The organism is Corallococcus terminator (assembly GCF_003611635.1).
Lineage (GTDB): Bacteria > Myxococcota > Myxococcia > Myxococcales > Myxococcaceae > Corallococcus > Corallococcus terminator.
The window spans coordinates 20151-37445 of sequence record NZ_RAVZ01000052.1; the positions used below are offsets into that span (position 1 = coordinate 20151).

Annotated in this window: 15 protein-coding genes; 9 read left to right on the plus strand and 6 right to left on the minus strand. The window is 69.4% G+C overall.

Annotated features, from left to right (window positions below; genetic code table 11):
* Nucleotides 1-65: 65 nt before the first annotated feature.
* Nucleotides 66-1850 (minus strand): M4 family metallopeptidase, encoded by a 1785-nt coding sequence (locus D7V88_RS10565; protein ID WP_120540497.1) that lies wholly within the window; start codon nucleotides 1848-1850, stop codon nucleotides 66-68.
* Between the two features lie 342 nt (nucleotides 1851-2192).
* On the opposite strand from D7V88_RS10565, the gene rpsD reads away from it, so the two are divergent.
* On the plus strand, nucleotides 2193-2825 hold the full coding sequence (gene rpsD / locus D7V88_RS10570) for a 30S ribosomal protein S4 (protein WP_120540498.1): 633 nt from the start codon (nucleotides 2193-2195) through the stop codon (nucleotides 2823-2825).
* Nucleotides 2826-2938: 113 nt separating this feature from the next.
* Nucleotides 2939-5131: an FUSC family protein gene (locus tag D7V88_RS10575; protein WP_120540499.1), complete on the plus strand. Its 2193-nt coding sequence runs from the start codon at nucleotides 2939-2941 to the stop codon at nucleotides 5129-5131.
* On the opposite strand, the gene D7V88_RS10580 is transcribed toward D7V88_RS10575, so the two are convergent.
* On the minus strand, nucleotides 5112-6707 hold the full coding sequence (locus tag D7V88_RS10580) for a HEAT repeat domain-containing protein (protein WP_120540513.1): 1596 nt from the start codon (nucleotides 6705-6707) through the stop codon (nucleotides 5112-5114). The two genes, D7V88_RS10575 and D7V88_RS10580, sit on opposite strands and share 20 nt — an antisense overlap.
* A 109-nt stretch (nucleotides 6708-6816) precedes the next feature.
* On the opposite strand from D7V88_RS10580, the gene D7V88_RS10585 reads away from it, so the two are divergent.
* From D7V88_RS10585 to rsmB, 4 genes are read left to right on the plus strand one after another with little or no spacing between them, the layout of a single operon-like run.
* Nucleotides 6817-7407 (plus strand): signal protein, encoded by a 591-nt coding sequence (locus D7V88_RS10585; RefSeq protein ID WP_120540500.1) that lies wholly within the window; start codon nucleotides 6817-6819, stop codon nucleotides 7405-7407.
* Nucleotides 7408-7445: 38 nt separating this feature from the next.
* Nucleotides 7446-8381 (plus strand): methionyl-tRNA formyltransferase, encoded by a 936-nt coding sequence (gene fmt, locus D7V88_RS10590; protein ID WP_120540501.1) that lies wholly within the window; start codon nucleotides 7446-7448, stop codon nucleotides 8379-8381.
* 51 nt (nucleotides 8382-8432) lie between these two features.
* A complete protein-coding gene (locus D7V88_RS10595; RefSeq protein ID WP_208726213.1) occupies nucleotides 8433-9392 on the plus strand; it encodes a type II 3-dehydroquinate dehydratase in 960 nt (319 codons plus the stop codon).
* Nucleotides 9389-10705, plus strand: coding sequence for a 16S rRNA (cytosine(967)-C(5))-methyltransferase RsmB (rsmB, locus tag D7V88_RS10600; protein ID WP_120540502.1), 1317 nt, complete (start codon nucleotides 9389-9391; stop codon nucleotides 10703-10705). The genes D7V88_RS10595 and rsmB overlap by 4 nt, the downstream gene beginning before the upstream one ends.
* Before the next feature lie 33 nt (nucleotides 10706-10738).
* Here rsmB and D7V88_RS10605 read toward each other — a convergent pair whose 3' ends face one another.
* Nucleotides 10739-11638 (minus strand): LysR family transcriptional regulator, encoded by a 900-nt coding sequence (locus D7V88_RS10605; protein ID WP_120540503.1) that lies wholly within the window; start codon nucleotides 11636-11638, stop codon nucleotides 10739-10741.
* 145 nt (nucleotides 11639-11783) lie between these two features.
* A complete protein-coding gene (locus tag D7V88_RS10610; RefSeq protein WP_120540504.1) occupies nucleotides 11784-12113 on the minus strand; it encodes a hypothetical protein in 330 nt (109 codons plus the stop codon).
* Between the two features lie 71 nt (nucleotides 12114-12184).
* Between D7V88_RS10610 and D7V88_RS10615 the strand changes: the two genes are divergently transcribed.
* The gene (locus tag D7V88_RS10615) at nucleotides 12185-13294 is read left to right on the plus strand and encodes an MJ1255/VC2487 family glycosyltransferase (RefSeq protein WP_120540505.1); all 1110 of its coding nucleotides are present in this window, start codon (nucleotides 12185-12187) and stop codon (nucleotides 13292-13294) included.
* A gap of 30 nt (nucleotides 13295-13324) precedes the next feature.
* Here D7V88_RS10615 and D7V88_RS10620 read toward each other — a convergent pair whose 3' ends face one another.
* Together D7V88_RS10620 and D7V88_RS10625 are read right to left on the minus strand one after the other, a co-directional pair.
* Nucleotides 13325-14365: an SDR family NAD(P)-dependent oxidoreductase gene (locus tag D7V88_RS10620; RefSeq protein WP_120540506.1), complete on the minus strand. Its 1041-nt coding sequence runs from the start codon at nucleotides 14363-14365 to the stop codon at nucleotides 13325-13327.
* A gap of 46 nt (nucleotides 14366-14411) precedes the next feature.
* Nucleotides 14412-14915 carry a peroxiredoxin family protein gene (locus D7V88_RS10625; RefSeq protein ID WP_120540507.1) on the minus strand — a complete coding sequence of 168 codons (504 nt, stop codon included), beginning with the start codon at nucleotides 14913-14915 and terminating at the stop codon, nucleotides 14412-14414.
* Nucleotides 14916-15090: 175 nt separating this feature from the next.
* Between D7V88_RS10625 and D7V88_RS10630 the strand changes: the two genes are divergently transcribed.
* The gene (locus D7V88_RS10630; protein ID WP_120540508.1) at nucleotides 15091-16224 is read left to right on the plus strand and encodes an aminotransferase class I/II-fold pyridoxal phosphate-dependent enzyme; all 1134 of its coding nucleotides are present in this window, start codon (nucleotides 15091-15093) and stop codon (nucleotides 16222-16224) included.
* Between the two features lie 166 nt (nucleotides 16225-16390).
* Nucleotides 16391-17275 carry a hypothetical protein gene (locus tag D7V88_RS10635; RefSeq protein ID WP_120540509.1) on the plus strand — a complete coding sequence of 295 codons (885 nt, stop codon included), beginning with the start codon at nucleotides 16391-16393 and terminating at the stop codon, nucleotides 17273-17275.
* Nucleotides 17276-17295 lie beyond the last annotated feature (20 nt).

The following is a 17295-nucleotide window of genomic DNA, read 5'->3' on the forward strand; positions in this document are numbered from 1 at the left end:
GACGCAGGGAACGACAGGCCCGGACGGGAGGGGGAAGGCCCGTCCGGGCCTTGAAGCGAGAGCGACTACTTCACGCCGACGGCGGTCCAGGCGTCCTGGACCTTCTTCACTTCGACGGAGTCCTTGCCGTACAGGTCGGTGGCGGACTTCACGGTGGCGGCGCGGGCCTCGGAGAAGTTCGTCTGCGGCGTCATGTACGTGGTGAGGGCGCGGCCGAAGATCTTCAGGCTCTTCTCCATGCCGATGCCGTCCTTCACTTCCAGGCCGGACGTCTTGTTCTTGCCGCCCTCGGTGAGCAGGTAGAAGGCGTTGTTGGCGATGCCGCTGGAGCCGTGGACTTCCGTCATCTTCGGGTAGTTCTTGTAGTTGTCGATGGAGTACCCGTCCGACGTCGGGTCGTTCATGTAGCGGAGGGCGTCCGTGTTGTCGCCGTTCTTGGGCGTCCACGCGTCCTCGCCCACGGCCCAGTCGGACTTCACCGCGCTGTTCTTCTGGCTGGCGTACCACTCCACGCCCGCGCCCATGATGTCGCTGAAGGACTCATTGAGGCCGCCGGACTCGCCCTCGTACTCCAGGCCCGCGGTGCGCTCGGTGAGGCCGTGGCTGATTTCATGGCCGGCGATGTCCAGCGTGGTGAGCGGGCCGGAGTCCTTCCCGTCGCCGTCGCCGTAGCTCATCTTCTCGCCGTCCCAGAACGCGTTCACCAGGTTCTTGTCGGTGTGCACGTAGGAGACGAGCTTCTCACCCTTGCCGTCGATGGAGTCGCGGCCGAGGATGTCCTTGTAGAAGTCGTACGTCATCTCCGCGCCGTAGTGCGCGTCCACGGCGGTGGCGGCGCGCGCGGGGTCGGTCTTCTCGCCCCAGACGTCGTTCTTGTCGGTGAAGCCCGTGGTGCCCGACGCGTTCTCCAGGTTCTTCGCGTCGTACGTCACGATGCCCTTGCCGCGCGTCTTGTCCTCCAGCGAGAACGTGCCGTCCTTGTTCTTCGTCGTGGAGAGGTCCACCTTGCCGCTGTACATCGTCGTGTCGTCCACGACGCCCGTGCCCCGGCCCGTGTCACCGGTGGTGGGGGCGGGCGTCTTCGACGGCGCCGAGCTGCCGCCCGCGCGGGTGGCGCCCGGGCGCTCCGCGTGGCTGATGGTGTTGAACTGCTTGATGGACTCGCCGGTGTTCGCGTCGATGAAGTAGTTCATCGAGCGGGGCTCCTTGCCGTTGCCCACCGACGTGTCCGTCAGCGTCACGTGGAAGGCCGCGCGGTACTGGCCGTCCTTGCCCTTCACGATTTCGCGCTCCACGGTGGGCTGGCGCGTCGTGGTGCCGTTGAAGTCCTTCTGCGCCGTCGCCAGCGCGTCCTTCGCGGTCAGCTTCGTGGGCGCCTTGCCCAGGCCCACCGGGATGTCGGACACGTTGCCCGTGAGGCTGTCGAACTGGCCCTTCGCGTCCAGGTGGCCGATGACCTGCTCACCGGAGACCTTCACGCCCTCGTGCATGCGGTCCAGGCGCACGTGCGTCATGCCCAACTGGTCGCGCTCCACGGATCGGGGAGAGAACGACGCGCCGCCGGTGATGCCGGACAGCTGCGGGTTCTTCTGGTTCACGTACGACACGGTCTGCTGCACGGCCTGCTGCGCCTGGGGGCTGCTCAGGTCCACCGGGCCCGGCGTCACCTTCGTGCCCACGCCGTTCAGCGCGACCGTCGCCTTCGCCTTGCTGGGCGCGCCGGTGCTGAAGCTGGACTGCGAGCTCATGCCCACCGGGCCCGCGGGCTTCGCGACGGTGTTCGTCGCCTTGGTGTCGGTGCGCTGGGCCGGGATGACGGCGGGCTTCGAGAGGTCGGTGCGAAGAGCCATGGTGGTTTTCTCGGGGGGAAGAAGACTTACAAATTGATTCTCGTGTCAGCCGCCCGAAGGTTGCGTGTGGGCTGAATCCTGACAGGGGGATTGGTGCTTTAAGTTGATGATTTTATTGGTGAAGCTTTCGTCCCACATTTCCCGCAGAGAACCTTCCGACCGGTAGGGAGGTGACCCCGCGGGGCTGTATTTCGGTTCATTTTCGAGCGCTTCCCGGCCCGCCGTCCACCCACCCCCAGTGGCTGGAAGCTTGACCGCCCGCCTCCTTTGCGGTTATTGAAATTGATAGTGATTATCAACTTCAACTTGGCTCGAGCCAACAGGTAGGACGGAGGACACGCCGTGGCACGTGAACTGGGACCGCGAGGGAAGATGTGTCGGCGGTTGGGCATCCCCCTTTCGCGCATCAGCGCGAAGGACCCCGACAAGGACCCCGTGTTGCGGCGGCCGTATCCGCCCGGTCAGCACGGCGCGACGGCGCGCACGTCGGTGAGCGACTTCGCGCAGCGGCTGCGGGAGAAGCAGAAGCTGAAGCTGTACTACGGCCTGCTGGAGAAGCAGTGCCGCAGCGCCTTCCTGGAAGCGCGCCGGTCGCCGGGCAACACCGGCAAGGTGCTGATGCAGTTGCTGGAGAGCCGGCTGGACGCGCTGGTGCTGCGCGCGGGCCTGGCGACGAGCATCCGTCAGGCGCGGCAGTTCGTGCGCCACGGCTACTTCCAGGTGGATGGCCGCAACGCGGACATCCCCAGCATCCGCCTCAAGCCGGGCAACGAGGTGCGCTTCCATCCCGCGCACCTGAAGCTGACGGCGGTGCAGGACGCCTTCAGCCGGATGAAGTCCCGTCAGGTGCCCGCCTACGTGCAGGTGCTGGGTTCGGGAGAGGGGATGCGCTTCGTGCGTCTGCCGGAGCGTGAGGAGATCCCCGTGGACGTGAACGAGCCGTTCATCGTCGAGTACTACGCGCAGCGAAGCTGAAGCGACGGCTGGCACCCGCTCGCCCGCGGAGCATGCGGGCAGGCGGGGGCGGCCCGAAGTGCCCGCGCGTCCCATCTTCCCCAGGGACTCTGGCCAGGGGAGGAGCGGCGAGGATGCGCGGGGAGGAGGGCGAGCCGGCGCAAGGGTGGGTGGCGCCTCGTGGGCGTTCAGCCCGGGGACACCTGCCGCGTCACGTCGCCGGCCTCTTCCGTTTCCAGCCGGGCCGACCCGCGGTGGCGGCGGGGCTGCGCACGGGGCTGGCGTTGGGCGTCCCGCTGCTGGTCTCCGCCCTCTTGCAACTGCCGCAGGCGTCATGGGCGGGCATGGCGGGCCTGTTCGTGGCGCTGGTGGACAAGGGCGGGCCGTACCGCACCCGGGCCCAGGCGATGGGCGCGATGACGGTGCTGGGCGCGCTGGTGGGCTTCATCATCGCGCTGCCGAGTCCCTTGTGGGTGGACGTGGCGCTGACGTTCCTGTGGGTGACGGCGTGCGGCTTCGCGCGCAGCTTCGGGGACACGCCGGGCATCCTGGGCATGCTGCTGGCGAACCTGTTCGTGGTGTCGCTGGCCCTGCCCGCGCGCGGCCCGGAGGCCGTGCTGATGCAGGCGGCGTTCTTCGTGGCGGGTGGCCTGTGGTCCATGTTCCTGTCGCTGGTGTTGTGGCCGCTGAGGCCCTACCGCCCGGCGCGGCTCGCCATCGCCACCTGCTACGAGGAACTGGCGAGCGGCGCGGAGGCGGTGGCGGACTGGCCGCTGGAGGGGCCGTCCCGGGTGGGGACGTGGGAGTCCGTGCAGCGGGCGGCTCGCATGCGGCAGTCGCTGGAGACGGCGCGCGCCACGCTGGGGGCCACGCGGCAGGGGCGGCAGGAGGAGAGCGGACGCGGCGAGCACCTGCTGGTGTTGCTGGAGGACGCGGACGCGCTGTCGCTGCTGCTCACCGCGATGTCGGAGTCGCTGGACGAGGCGCCGCGCGACGGGGCCTGCCGCGAAGCCCGCCTGGAGGCGCAGCGCGCGCTGCGGTCGCTGGCGGTGGACCTGCGGGGCGTGGTGGGCGCGCTGGTGCGGGGCACGGTGCCGGTGCCGGCCGCCTGGGACGCGGAAGGGGTGACCCGGGTGGTCCAGGCGGGCGGTCCGCCGGAGCCGGCGCGTTCACAGTACGCGCACGTCGCGGGCCTGCTGGGGCGCCTGCGCGAGCACAGCGCGGTGGCGTTGGACGTGGCCTCCCGGCTGGAGCGCGGCGGGCCCCTGCCCGAGCGCGACACGAAGCCCTTCGCTGCGGAGCCGGGCCATGAGCGCTCCTGGTGGGCGGTGCTGGGCGACCACCTGACGCCGAAGTCCGTGGTCTTCCGGCATGCGCTGCGACTGGGCCTCACCGCGACGGTGGCGACGGCGGTGGCGGAGGGGCTGGGGCTCGACCACTGGTACTGGGTGACCATCACCGTCATCGTCGTGCTGCAACCGTACGCGGGCCTCACGATGGAGAAGGGGCTGCAACGCGTGGCGGGCACGCTGGTGGGCAGCGTGCTGGCGATGGGGCTCGTGCACATGCTGCCCGCGCGGTGGCTGATGCTCGTGGCCATCGTGGTGCTCATCTGCGTGTCGGTGAGCGTGCGGCCGTTGAACTTCACCGTCTTCCAGGTGCTGCTGGCGCCCGCGCTGGTGCTGCTCGCGGAGATCCAGACGGGGGACTGGCAGCTTGCCGGCGTGCGCATCTTCAACACGCTGCTGGGCGGAGCGCTGGCGCTGGTGGGCATGCGGTTGTTGTGGCCGAGTCCCGAACACGCGCGCTTCCCGGAGGAGGTGGCCTCCGTGCTGCGGGCGGACCGGGACTACCTGCGGGAGGTGGCGCGGACGCCGGTGCCCACGGAGCCGGCCCTGCGCGAGGCGCGGCGCAAGGTGGGCGTGGCGCTGTTGTCGGCGGAGGCGTCCTTCCAGCGGCTGCTCAGCGAGTGGAAGGGGCCGGCGAAGGAGCTGGAGCCGGGCATGGCGCTCATCACCTTCGCGCGGCGCTTCACGGCGGCGGTGACGGCGCTGGCCGCGAGTCGGGCCTGGCATGCGCAGTCGGACCTGGGGCCGGTGGTGCGCTATGCGTCGGACGCGCTGGAGGAGCTGGCTTCGGCGCTGGTGGCGCGCCGCGTGCCAGGTGGGCTCAAGCGCGAGGCGCCTCCGGTGGAAGGCGTGGACGCGCTGGAGCGCACGCAGGTGTCGCGGTTGGTGCGGCAGTTGGGCGTGCTCCACCACGCGGTGGAGCGCATGCCACCGGCGCTGCGCGCGGCGGAGGCCGACGTCAGGCCCGTTCCAGCTTGATCAGCAGCCGGCGCAGGTCCTCGTTGACGCGCACGAAGTTCGTGTTGCCCTTCTCGTCCTCCAACTGCTTGCGCATCGCGGGCAGCGACGCCTCGCGCAGCTTCTTCGCCGCGGAGGGCTCATCCGTCAGCCAGTCCACCGCCTGGATGACCGTGGCGCGCGCCTCGGTGTTCTTCTCGGTGAGCCGCGTGGCCAGCGTCGGGCCCTGGTCCGCCGCGCCCGAACGTCCCAGCTCCAGCGCCGCGCGCTCCAGCATCACCGCGTCCGCCTTGGGCAGCCGCTGCGACCAGCAGCCCGCGTCGCCGGTACAGGCCTGCGCCGCCTCCAGCACCGCGCCATGGCCCAAAATCAGGTCCGCGCGCTTCTTGCCCAGCGCCGCCGCGTCCTCGCAGCCTTCCTCGCCCGTCACCTTGCAGTCGGACGCCGTCCGCGCGGGCTCCGCCGCGGCCAGCTTCGCGAGCATCGGCTGCTCACGCGCATCCCCCAGGAGCGCGATGCCCTTCAAGGCCACCTCCCGCGCGTACCAGTCCGGGCTGCCCGCCGCCTTCTCCAGCGCGGGGAGCGCGTCGCGGCTGCCCACCAGCGAGAGCGCTCGCACATAGACATCCCGCACCGTGGGGTCCGGTTCCGACACGAGCGCCGAGAGCGGCTTCACCGCCTCCGGGGCCCTCATCCGCCCGAGCGAATCCGCCGCCTGCATCCGCACCAGCGCCTGAATCTGCGGATCCGAATGTGAGAACGACAGTTGCTTCACCAGCGGCGCCACCGCGCGCTTCTCCCTCAAGTCCCCCAGCACCTGCGCGACCTTCATCGGGTAGCTGGCCGGGTTGACGCCCTGGGCCTTCGCCCAGTTGAGCAGCTCCGCGTCCTTGCCCTCCAGCGCCGGCAGGAGCGCATCCGCCGCGGGCGCGCCCATCTGGTACAGCGCGAAGCTGCTCTCCACGTAGAAGGACACGCCCCGGCGCTCCTTCGTCAGCGTGCGCAGCAGCGCGGGGATGGCGCGCGGGTCGCCAATCTGCCCCAGCGCCTCGATGGCCTTCTTGTTGAGGAAGGGCTCCGCGGCCTCGTCCGTCGCCATCGCGATGAGCGAATCCACCGCCGGCTTCGCCTTCAGCGCCCCCAGCACCTGCACGGCCTCGATGCGCGTGTAGTTGTCCTTGTTGCGCAAGAGCGGCACCAGCGACGGCACCGCGCGCGCATCCCCGATTTTCCCCAGCGCGCCGACAATCGCCTTGTTCACCTGTTGTTCGGACGAATCGCTGGCGGACGGATCAATGGCCGCCGTCAGCGGCTCCAGCGAGGAGGGGTGGTGCAAGTCCCCCAGCGTCCGCGCCACCGCCGCCTTCACCTCCGGCTTGCGCTCGGAGGCCAGCCGCGCGTGGAGGAAGGGCAGGAACGCCTCGTTCACGTTGCCCGACGTGCGCATCGACTCAATGACTCGCACGCGGTCATCCGGGCGTTTGGCCCCCTCCAGACTGGACTGCCAGTACTCCGGCGTCTTCGGGTCCTGCTTCGTGCAGCCACCTAGAGTGAGGCAGGACACCGCAAGGGACAGGGCGACGAATGAGCGGGACATGGGCATGGGGCTCCTTTGCGTCCAAAAGTCTGCGCTGCCGTCGGGTGTAGACCCGACGTGTCGAAGGACGCAAACCTCCAGCGACTCCTGGGGTACGCTGGTCAACGACATGGCCCTCGCTGAAGACAGTCGTAACGCGTCGCGTCCGAACATCCTGCGTCGGACGTACCTGCTCGACCGGGAGTTCCAGCTCAAATACATCCTGCTGCTCACGGGGATGGGGGCGGGGAGCATGCTGCTGTTCGGCGTGCTCGCGAACCAGGTGCTGCGGATGTCCGCCGAAGGCGGGCTGTCAGGCGTGGAAACGCTCTGGTGGCTCACCGGCGTGGGCACCGTGGGCATGGGCATCGCGCTGGGCCTGTTCGGCCTGCTCTTCACGCACCGTGTGGCAGGGCCCGTTCACGTGATGAGCCTCTACGTCGCGGCGCTCGCGGCCGGCCGCTATCCGCGCCTGCGCCCCTTGCGTCGCAAGGACGAACTGCGGGCCTTCTTCGGGCGCTTCAGCGAAGCGGTGGACCGCATCCGTCAGCGCGAGGCCGACGAGGCCCTGGCGCTGGAGCAGGCGCTGTCGGTGCTCAAGGACCTGGGCGCCACGCCCGAGGCCCGCGAGGCCCTGGCCACGCTGGAGTCCCTGCGCGCCCGCAAGCGGCAGGCGGTGGACACGTCCGCGCCGCCCGCCACCTTCAAGTCCGTGGCCTGAAAACCACGCCCCCTCTTCCCCAAGGGACTCCCTTCACAATGAGCCGACCCCGCATCGTCTTCATGGGCACGCCCGAGTTCGCCGTGGCCTCGCTGGAGGCCTGCTTCGACGTGGGTGACGTCGTGGCCGTCGTCACCCAGCCGGACAAGCCCAAGGGCCGCAGCGGCGCCCCCATCGCGTCGCCCGTGAAGGAGCGCGCGCTGGAGAAGGGCCTCCCGGTGCTCCAGCCGCAGAAGCTGCGCACGCCGCCCTTCGTGGAGGAGCTGCGCCAGTACGCGCCCGACGTCTGCGTGGTGACGGCCTACGGAAAGATATTGCCCAAGGACCTGCTGGCCCTGCCGGTGAAGGGCTGCGTCAACGTGCATGGGTCGCTCCTGCCGCGCTTCCGGGGCGCCGCGCCCATCCAGTGGGCCATCGCGCACGGCGACACGGAGACGGGCGTGACGCTGATGGTGATGGACGAAGGCCTGGACACGGGCCCCATGCTGGCGACGAAGCGGCTGCCCATCGCCCCGGATGAGACGAGCGCCACGCTGTACCCGAAGCTGGCCGCGCTGGGTGGAGAGCTGCTCCGCGAATCGCTTCCACGTTACCTGAGCGGGGAGCTGACCCCCACGCCCCAGCCGTCCGAGGGCATGGTGCTGGCGCCCATCATCGACAAGGAGAACGCGAAGCTGGACTTCACGAAGTCCGCGGTGGAGCTGGACCGGCGCCTGCGGGCCTTCACGCCGTGGCCCGGCGCGTACACGCTGCTGTCGGGCAAGGTCTTCAAGGTGCACCACATGCGGCCCGCCTCGGGAAAAGGTGAGCCCGGCACGGTGTTGTCCGCGGGGCCGGAGGGCATCGAGGTGGCGTGTGGCGAGGGCTCGCTCGTCTTCCTGGATGTCCAGCCAGAGGGCAAGCGCGTGATGCGCGCGTCCGACTTTCTTTCTGGCCACAAACTGCAACCGGGCAGTCAGCCGTTTTCGTCATGAGCGCGCCCCGAGCGCCCCATGGAATCATCGAAGCCTAGGGAGTCTCCATCGATGGGCATGAAGCTGCTGGTGTTGCACGGACCGAACCTCAACCTCCTGGGCGAGCTGGAGGACGTCGCGGGGGGCCGTCTGTCGGACCTCGACGCGGCCCTTCGTGAGAAGGCGAAGGCGTTGGGCCTGGAGCTGAAGATCGTCCAGTCCAACCATGAGGGCGTCCTCATCGACACGCTGCACGCCGAGCGCAAGCACGTGGAGGGCATCGTCATCAACCCGGCGGGCTACTTCACGTCCTACGCGCTGAAGGAAGCGCTGGAGGCGGTGGGCCTGCCCGCCATCGAGGTGCTGCTCAAGCCCCCCGCGCGCGAGTCCATCGTCGCGGAGGCGTGCGCGATGCAGGTGCTGGGGCTGCACGGCTTCGACCCCTACCTCCAGGCGCTGGAGACCTTCGCGAGCGGCATCTTCAACCCCGCCATCCCGGGCCCCGTGAAGACGCTGGGCCGGCGCAAGGGCAAGGGCGCTCCGTCGGAGGGGACGACGCGGCCGACGCCCAAGCTGGTGGGCCGGGTGCACCCGCTCAAGGGCGGCACGTCGGACCCCACGCCGCTGGCCTCGCCCACGCGCTCGCTGGCGCGCACGGTGGAGGCGGGCGGCCACCTGAAGACGCTGGGCCGCAAGTCCACGACGTCCTCCGACGCGAAGACGGAAGGCAAGGCGGGCAAGACGCTGGGCCGCGCGGCGAAGGCGGGGGCCACGCCCGCGTCGGACCTGCTCACCCGGGCGCTGGTGCGCCAGAAGATCGCGGACCGGCTGGCCGGAAGACTCAGTGATGCGGAGCTGGCCACCTGGGCACGCGCGAAGTATCAGCAGGTCCAGCGTGGCGAACCCGCGGAGAGTGGCCACCGCGACCTCCTGGAGGACAGTCTCCAGAGCCTCACCCTGTCCCATCTGCCCGCGACGCGGATGTCGGACGAGCAACTGGTGGATTTGATGACCCGGCTGGAAGAAGGATGAACGCCCGTACCCTCGCCATCAACATCCTCGCGCGCGTGCGCGCCACGGACGCCTACCTCAACGTCGTGCTGGACACGGCGCTGTCGGAACACCCGCCCAAGGACCCCCGCGACGCGTCGCTCGTCACGGAGCTGACCTACGGCGCCACCCGCCGGCAGATGGCGCTGGACTACGCCATCACCCGCTTCGCGGACCGCAAGCTGGACGCGCTGGAGGACAAGGTGCTGGCCGCGCTGCGCATCGGCGCCTACCAGCTCTTCCACACCCGCGTGCCCGCGCGGGCCGCCGTGGCGGAGACGGTGCAGGCCTTGAAGGACGTGGGCCTCGCGCGCGCGGCGGGCTTCACCAACGCCATCCTGCGCAAGCTGTCGGAACTGCCCTCCGCGCCGCTGCCGTCCCAGAAGGACGCGGTGGAGTACCTGTCCGTGCGCGAGAGCCATCCGCGCTGGCTGGTGGAGCGGTGGATCCGCCAGTTCGGCCGCGAGCGCGCCGAAGCGATGCTGGTGGCCAACAACCTGCCGCCCGCGGTGGTGGTGCGCGCCAACACGTCCAAGGTGACGCGCGACGCGCTGCTCGCCCAGCTCAAGGAAGTGGGCGTGGACGCGCGCCCCACGGAGTCCTCGCCCGTGGGCATCATCCTGCCACCCGTGGGCAAGGTGGAGGACCTGTACGGCTATTCGGAAGGGCTGTGGCAGGTGCAGGACGAGGCCGCGCAGCTCGTGGGCGTCTACGGCCAGATTCCGGAGTCCGCGCGCGTGCTGGACGCGTGCGCCGCGCCGGGCGGCAAGGCCTGTCATCAGGCGGAGACGCACGACGTGGTGGCGGTGGACCTGCACGCCAACAAGCTGCGGAAGATCGACGCGGAGGCCCAGCGGCTGGGGCTGTCCGGCCGGCTGAAGGCGTTCGCGCACGACGCCGCGGAGCCGTTCCCGGAGGCCTGGGGCGAATTCCACGCGGTGGTGGTGGACGCGCCCTGTTCGGGCCTGGGCACGCTGCGCCGGCACCCGGAGTTGCGCTACCGCCGCAAGGAGGAGGACGTGTCCCGGCTGGCCACGCTCCAGCGGCGCATCCTGGAGAACTGCCAGGAAGCGGTGCCGCCCGGGGGCCTGCTGGTGTACGCGGTGTGCACGCCCGAGCCGCAGGAGGGGCAGGACCAGGTGGACATGTTCCTGCGCAGCCACCCGGAGTGGACGGCGGAGCCGCCCGTGCTGCCCGGCCTCAAGCTGCCCCTGGCCCAGGCGTGGCTGCGCACGCTGCCGGGTCCGGAGGGCTACGACGGCTTCTTCGCCGCCCGGCTGCGCAAGATGTACTGAGCGCGCGCCGGGCGAGGGCCTTCGAAGCGGAGGTCAGTCGTCCTGCGGAAGAAGGGCGGCCTGCTTGAAGGCCTCCAGCACGGCGGCGGACGCGCGGTCCAGGTACTTGCCCTTGCGGATGAGCAGACCGATGGGGCGCGACACCGGCCCCTCGGCGAAGGGCTTCGCGACCAGCGAGCCCGCCTTGATCTCCGCGTGGGCCGTGGCGAGCGGGAGGATGGCCACGCCCAGGCCCATTTCCACCGCGCGCTTGATGGTCTCCACGTTGTCCATCTCCATCACCGGATTGATGTCGATGTTCTTCTCGCGGAACAGGCGATCCAACGCCTTGCGCGTGGGCGCTTCGCGGTCGAAGGCGATGAAGGGCACGCCCGACAGCGCCGTGACGCTCACCTTCGTCTTCGAGGCGAACGTATGGTTGGGCGCGCACACAACGGCCAGCTTGTCGTCGCGGAACGGCAGGATGTCCACGCCCGCGCGCGGCTGCGGATAGGCCACGATGCCAATCTCCGCCGCACCCAGAATCACGTCGTCGTAGACCTGATCATTGCGCCGGTAGTTCAGGCGCATGTTGACCTTGGGGTGCGACTTCAAGAGCTGCTTCTGCACCACGTTCAATTCGTGCAGGCCCACCGAGTAGATGGTGGACACCGTGGTGGCGCCCGCGACCTCCGTGGCCTGCTCGCGGATCTCCTGCTCCACCTCCGCGAAGCGCGCCAGAATCTCCTTGCAGCCCCGGAACAGGCGCTCGCCCGCCGGCGTGGGCGTCACCTGACGCGCACTGCGCGAGAGCAGCTTCTGCTCGTACCGGTTCTCCAGCGCGCGAATCTGCTGGCTCACCGCGGACTGCGTCACGTGATTGAGCTGCGCCGCGCGCGAGAACGAGCCCGTCTCGACCACGTCACAGAACATCTTCAACGATTCGAGCTGCATAAGGCGGTCTCCTACCCCCAAACCTAATGGTCGGGCCAGTAGTAATTAGTAGCTCTACCCACTGATCGAAAATGACCTGAAGGCGAAAGGTGCCTGCCTGCTTGTGCGTCGCGGCAAAGCCTTCCCGATGAAGGCTCTCAACGTCTCAAGCGCTGGTGTCATCGGACCCTGGAGGTGGCGCGTCGCCACCCGACGCTGGGGGCACGGGAGGTCGGGGGCGTGTGAGGGCGAAGAGGGCGGCGCCCAGCGCGACGAGCGCGCCGCCGGAGAGCGTCTGGACCCGGCCCAGGTCGCGGTCGCTCTCCCGGGTGAACTGGCACTCGGGGTCGGTCAGGCCCGTGCAGTCCGCCGGGAAGAAGACGCCCTTCGCGCCCCGGGCGAGCAGCAGGAGCCCGCCCAGGAGCAGGCCGGCGACCAACCCGAGCGACGCGGCGCGCAGGAGGGCGGTACCCCGGGAGGAGGGCAGGGCGGTCATGGACGCGAGGCCTAGCACCGACGCGGGTGGGACGGGGCGATGAAGGCCGCTGGCGCGTATGCTTCCGGACCATGCGAATCCTGTACGGGGTCGTCGGCGAAGGGATGGGCCATGCGACGCGCTCGCGCGTGCTGCTCGAAGCGCTGACGAAGGAACACGAGGTCCACATCGTGGTGTCGGGGCGGGCGCAGAGCTACCTGTCCCAGCGCTTCCAGAACGTGCACGGCATCTGGGGCCTGACCATCGCCTACGAGGGGAACTCGGTGAAGAAGTGGCAGACGGTGCTGCAGAACCTGCAGGGCGCCGTGAAGGGCTGGCCGCAGAACGTGCGCCAGTACTTCGACCTGGTGGAGGGCTTCAAGCCGGACGTGGTGGTGAGCGACTTCGAGACGTTCAGCTACCTGTTCGCGAAGAACCACCGGCTGCCCGTCATCAGCGTGGACAACATGCAGGTCATCAACCGCTGCCAGCATGAGCCGTCGCTGCTCGCGGGCCACGAGGAGAGCTTCGAGGCCACGCGCGCCATCGTGAAGGCGAAGCTGCCCGGCGCCTTCCACTACCTGGCGACGACGTTCTTCTACCCGCCCCTGCGCAAGCGCCGCACCACGCTGGCGCCGTCCATCCTCCGGCCGGAAATCCTGTCGGCGAAGTCGGAGCGCGGCGAGCACCTGCTCGTGTACCAGACGGCGACGACGAACACGCACCTGCCCGAAATCCTCAAGCAGTCCGGCGTCCCATGCCGCGTGTACGGCCTGCGCCGCGATTTGAAGGAGGACCTGGTGGACGGAAACCTCACCTACCGGCCCTTCAGCGAGGCGGGCTTCATCGACGACCTGCGCACGGCGCGCGCGGTGGTCGCGGGCGGCGGCTACACGCTGATGAGCGAAGCCGTCTACCTGCACAAGCCGCTGTTGAGCATCCCGGTGGGAGGCCAGTTCGAACAGGTGCTCAATGCCCTGTACCTGGAGAAGCTGGGGTACGGGATGTATGTGAAGGAATTGAGCCTGGACGCGCTGAAGACGTTCCTCACGCGCGTGCCCGCCTGCGAGGAGGCCCTCAAGGGCTACGAGCAGGACGGCAACGTGAAGATGCTCGCCGCGCTCAACGACCAGTTGGCCCAGGCGTATGAGCACCGGGGCCACTGGCGCATGGAGCTGGCGGAGATGGACGGCAAGGCGTAGGCGTCAAGGAACGGCGGGGTGTCCCGGCCTTCAGTGCAGGGACACCTCGTTCTCGTTGTTGCGCTCCGCCGCGCGGCGGCTCATCTCCGTAAGCCACGAACGGGAGAGGGGTGTCTCGCTGTCGCTGCCCCGGTAGCGGTCCGGATTGCTGTCCTGGGGCAGCAGGCGGTTGACGGCGTCCAGCACGCGCGCGGTGAGGTTGGGGGCCAGGGCGCGGCCCGCCGCGGCGAGCTTCGCGGGCATGCCCACCAGGGCCTCCGCGTCCCCGCGACGGCAGGCTTCAAGAATCTTGTGCGCGGCGCGCTCGGCGCCCATCGACACGCCCATCGTCGAATCACTGATGTGGAACCACGCGTACTCCTTCTCGTGGTCGCCCTTGAAGGACGCGTTGCGCGGGCTGCCCGTGCGCATCAGGCCGGGGCACGCCGTCGTCACCTTGATGCCGTCCTGGGCCAGCTCCGTGCGCAGGCCGTCCGACAGGCCGACCAGCGCGAACTTGCTCGCGGAGTACGGCACCAGGTGCGGCACGCTGACCTTCCCGCCGATGGAGGAGATGTTGACGATGCGGCCTTCGCCGCGCCGCTTCATGTCCGGCGTCACCGCGAGCGTCGTGTACAGGGGGCCCCACAGGTGGACGTCGATGGCCTCCTCGAAGTCCACCAGGGTCATGGACTCCAGCGGGCCCACCATGATGATGCCCGCGTTGTTGATGAGCACGTCCACCGCGCCCCAGCGCTCATGGACCGCGCCCACCATCGCGTCCACCTGCACCTGGTCGCGCACGTCGCACCGGACGGCCAGCACGTCGCCGCCCTCGCGCTCCAGCTCCGCGCGGGCCCGCTGGAGCGTCTCGTTGTCGCGTCCGCAGATGGCCACGCGCGCGCCCTCCTTGAGCAGCAGGCGCGCCATCACCAGCCCCAGGCCCCGTGAGCCTCCGGTGATGATCACCGTGCGGTCCTTGAAGCTGTAGCGCGGACGGAGCATCTGGCCCAGGCCCACGGCCGCGCCGACTCCGGCGGCGAATGCTCCGAGGGAGAGGCCCTTGCGCTCGCGGTGACGTCGTTCAGCCATGGTGCGACTCCAGAAGGGAAGGGGAGGAAGGCGATGCGCCAGGGGGCTAGGGACTGGCCGGTACCTGCGCCTCTTCGGCGTCGGACACCTGGCCCGTCAGCTCGTGCTCTCCCTCGGGCAGGTTCTTGAGCAGCGCGCGGACGCGGCGCACGGCGTCCTTGCCGCCAATGCGGTTCTTCAGCAGTCCGTCCGGGCCAAACAGGAGGAAGGCCGGGTGCTTGTCCACGCCGTACGACTTCGCCATGGAGCCGTCGTCCATCGCGATGGGGTAGCGCAGGCCGTGCTCGCGCGCGAAGCCCTCCACCTTGTTGGTGTCGCGCAGCTCCGTCTCGGAGTGGGTGACGTCCACGCCAATCACCTTCAGCCCGCGCGGCCCGTATTCCACCACCCACTGGTTCACGGCCTCGAACTGCGCGGAGCAGTCCTCGCAGTCCATGGTCCAGAAGTGCAGGAGGACAGGCAGTCCATCGAGCTCCGACACGTGGACGGGGGCATTCACCCAGCCGCCGTCCGGGTCCAGGAGCGTGAGGGGAATCTTCGTCGAGGCCATGCGAACTCCCTTGGGACTCACAGCGGGGTGGGAAAGCGCTTCAACGGGTCGCGACTCAAGCTATGCATGCGTCACCGGCTGCTCCCGGCGGCACGCCCGTCCGCTCGCCTGTCCGGCAAGGCCCACGGGCCCGCTCCACCACCGGGCAGGCAGGCGAGCGCTACGCGAGGACGTCATGCACATCCCCGACTTCGAACTGGAGCGGTACTTCGCGCGCTGGGAGTTCTCCGCGCCCTACCTGCTGTGCGCCTCCGACGTGGAGGGCTGGCGCATGGCGGACCTGCTGGCGCTCGCCTCCCCGGAGGATCGGACGCGGTGGGAGGAGCTGACGCTCGGCTACACGGAGACGCCCGGCCTGCCCGTGCTGCGCGAGACCATCGCCGGGGTGTACCCGGGCCTTGGGGCCGACGACATCCTCACCTTCGCGGGCGCGCAGGAGGCCCTGTTCGTGACGATGAACGTCCAACTGGGCCCGGGCACGCACGCCGTCGTCACGTGGCCCGGCTACCAGTCCCTCTACGAGGTGGCGCGCGCCACGGGCGCGGAGGTGACGCTGCTGCCCCTGCGCGAGGCCGACGGCTGGGCGCTGGACCTGGACGCGCTGAAGGCCGCGCTGCGCCCCGACACGCGCATGGTGGTCGTGAACTTCCCCCACAACCCCACGGGCTCGCTGCCGGACCGCGCCACCTTCCAGGCCCTGTGCGAGCTGTGCGAAGCGCGCGGCATCCACCTCTTCTCCGACGAGGTGTACCGGCTGCTGGAGTACGACCCGGCGGACACGCTGCCGCCCGCGGCGTCGTGCTTCGCGAAGGGCGTGAGCCTGGGCGTGATGTCCAAGGCCTTCGGTCTGGCGGGGCTGCGCGTGGGGTGGCTCGCGTGCCGGGACGCGGAGCTGCTGGCGAAGTGCCGGGCCTTCAAGGACTACACCTCGCTCTGCAACAGCGCGCCCTCGGAGGTGCTGTCCCTCATCGCCCTCAAGGCCCGGGAGCAGGTGCTCGCGCGCAGCCGGGGCCTGCTCTCCCGGAACCTCGCGTTGCTGGATGCCTTCTTCGCCCGCCACCCGGACACCTTCCGCTGGGTGCGTCCGCGCGCCGGCAGCGTGGCCTTCCCCCGTCTGACGCGAAACATCCCGGTGGGTCGTTTCACCGAAGCGCTCATCGCCCGCGAGGGCGTGCTTTTGTTACCTGGAACCGTGTATGCCTTTGAAGGCAATCACTTCCGTCTGGGCCTGGGTCGAGCCAACCTGCCGGAAGCATTGATACGACTGGAGCGCTTCGTGAACAGCGGGGTCCTTGATACCCCGGTGTGACACTTTTGGCCGGCGCAATGCGTTAGCTTTTTTCCGTATCACCTGGGCTTTCGGCTTATCGCCTTCATTGAAGACAACCCCTAGAGTGGTTGTCCCCTCGCCCGGCTTGCGGCCGTGCGGCAAGCCCTCTCATCCCTCTGAGAGAGTCCCCAGGAGATACACCCCGATGAAGACGCTGATTGGCGCGGCCGTGGCCGCCGCGACGCTGCTGGTGAGCACCGAAGCCGCCGCGACCAACTACACCCTGTGGATCCACGGCAAGAACGGCAACAACACCAAGGCGGGCAACTACGCGGACTTCAGCTACTGGGGACCGGCGGGCACGGCGGCGGGGGTGAACAAGAAGGCGGTCAACTGGAATGGCACGCAGCGCATCGGCACGGAGAACTACCGGATCCGCAACGCGCTGGACTGCTTCTGCACGGGCACGAACTGGTGCTACATCGCCGCGCACAGCGCGGGTGACCTGCAGATTGGCTACGCCCTGTCGCTGTACGGCGGCAGCGCGCGCAGCAAGAAGAACGCGGCGCCCAACGCCAACGGCGAGTGCGGCAACACGGACGGTTCCACGCAGACGGGCTGGAACATCAAGTGGGTGGACATCGCGTCCGGCGCGGGCGGCGGCAGCGAGTTGGCGGACCACGGCGACTGGGCGGTGAGCGACCCGCTGGTGAGCGACCTGGTCACCACGACGGCGCGCGCCATGTTCAACCACAACACCACGCGCAACGTCTGGTTCTACATGTTCGCCGGTGCCAAGGGCACGGCGTACTCCGGCATCCTCCCCGGCCAGGACGACGAGGCGGTGTCCTACCACTCCACCGGCGGTGTGTCCGGCAACGGGAACGGGTCCTACTGCAACCCGGGCGACTGGTTCTGCGGCGGCACGCTCAACACGGGCACTGCGGCGTGCAGCGACGGCCGTGCGAAGTGGAGCTTCCACTCCGTCTCCCTGCGTGATGACGGCGAGGCATACAACCACCACGCCAACGGCAACTGGGGCGGCATCGTGTCCAAGGTGCGCGAGGACGTCGTTCGGTACGCGTACTAGACTGACGGCTTCCCCCGCCC

Coding starts and splice junctions, on each gene's coding strand:
- D7V88_RS10625 (WP_120540507.1), bottom strand. CDS start 14,915: ATGGCCTCGACGAAGATTCCCCTCACGCTCCTGGACCCGGACGGCGGC.
- D7V88_RS10585 (WP_120540500.1), top strand. CDS start 6,817: ATGGCCCTCGCTGAAGACAGTCGTAACGCGTCGCGTCCGAACATCCTG.
- D7V88_RS10635 (WP_120540509.1), top strand. CDS start 16,391: ATGAAGACGCTGATTGGCGCGGCCGTGGCCGCCGCGACGCTGCTGGTG.
- D7V88_RS10615 (WP_120540505.1), top strand. CDS start 12,185: ATGCGAATCCTGTACGGGGTCGTCGGCGAAGGGATGGGCCATGCGACG.
- rsmB (WP_120540502.1), top strand. CDS start 9,389: ATGAACGCCCGTACCCTCGCCATCAACATCCTCGCGCGCGTGCGCGCC.
- D7V88_RS10620 (WP_120540506.1), bottom strand. CDS start 14,365: ATGGCTGAACGACGTCACCGCGAGCGCAAGGGCCTCTCCCTCGGAGCA.
- D7V88_RS10605 (WP_120540503.1), bottom strand. CDS start 11,638: ATGCAGCTCGAATCGTTGAAGATGTTCTGTGACGTGGTCGAGACGGGC.
- D7V88_RS10630 (WP_120540508.1), top strand. CDS start 15,091: ATGCACATCCCCGACTTCGAACTGGAGCGGTACTTCGCGCGCTGGGAG.
- fmt (WP_120540501.1), top strand. CDS start 7,446: ATGAGCCGACCCCGCATCGTCTTCATGGGCACGCCCGAGTTCGCCGTG.
- D7V88_RS10580 (WP_120540513.1), bottom strand. CDS start 6,707: ATGTCCCGCTCATTCGTCGCCCTGTCCCTTGCGGTGTCCTGCCTCACT.
- D7V88_RS10595 (WP_208726213.1), top strand. CDS start 8,433: ATGGGCATGAAGCTGCTGGTGTTGCACGGACCGAACCTCAACCTCCTG.
- D7V88_RS10610 (WP_120540504.1), bottom strand. CDS start 12,113: ATGACCGCCCTGCCCTCCTCCCGGGGTACCGCCCTCCTGCGCGCCGCG.
- D7V88_RS10575 (WP_120540499.1), top strand. CDS start 2,939: ATGCGCGGGGAGGAGGGCGAGCCGGCGCAAGGGTGGGTGGCGCCTCGT.
- D7V88_RS10565 (WP_120540497.1), bottom strand. CDS start 1,850: ATGGCTCTTCGCACCGACCTCTCGAAGCCCGCCGTCATCCCGGCCCAG.